This window comes from Arthrobacter sp. 01N444 (assembly GCF_056399305.1).
The window spans coordinates 1-604 of the sequence record NZ_JBFTRB010000040.1 but is presented as its reverse complement, the minus strand read 5'-3'; the positions used below and the strand labels follow the sequence as shown (position 1 = coordinate 604).

Genomic DNA, 604 nt, shown 5'->3' with positions numbered 1-604 from the left:
GCTCGGCATCGTGCTCGATAACCTGGTGATGCTSGCCTTCGGCACCGAGCCGCGCAGCCTGCCCTCSCCGCTCGCCGCACAGTCCGTGCAGCTGGGCGATACCGGCGTCGGCGTCTATCCGCTGCAACTGGTGATTCCCGTGGTCGGCCTSGCGCTGGCGGCCGTGCTGCACTACGTGCTGCGCCGCTCGCGCTGGGGCGTGGCGATGCTGGCCGTGGTGCAGAACCGCGACGCCGCGCGCCTGATGGGCATTCCCATCCGCCGTACCATCGCCGGCGCGTTTGCCATTTCCACGCTGCTGGCCGGCATTGCCGGCGTGCTGATCGCGCCGCTGTTCAACGTACAGGCGGACATGGGCACCGTGTTCGGCCTGAAAGCCTTCGCCGTGGCCATTCTCGGCGGGCTCTCCAGTGCCTGGGGCGTGATGATTGCCGGGCTGATCTTCGGCGTGGCCGAGGCGCTGATCACCGCATCGCTGGGCTCCAGCTACACCCAGATCATCACGTTCGCGCTGGTGATTGCGCTGCTGGCCCTGCGGCCGGACGGCCTGTTCGGACGCGCGGAGGTACGCAAGGTATGAACGATTCGATGGTTTCTTCCAATC

1 protein-coding gene is annotated in these 604 nt (G+C 67.4%); it reads left to right on the top strand.

The window, feature by feature from the left end:
* Positions 1-580: branched-chain amino acid ABC transporter permease (locus AC1DKN_RS21000; protein ID WP_476872406.1), on the top strand; the 580-nt coding region annotated here is incomplete at its 5' end.
* Between the last annotated feature and the right edge of the window lie 24 nt (positions 581-604).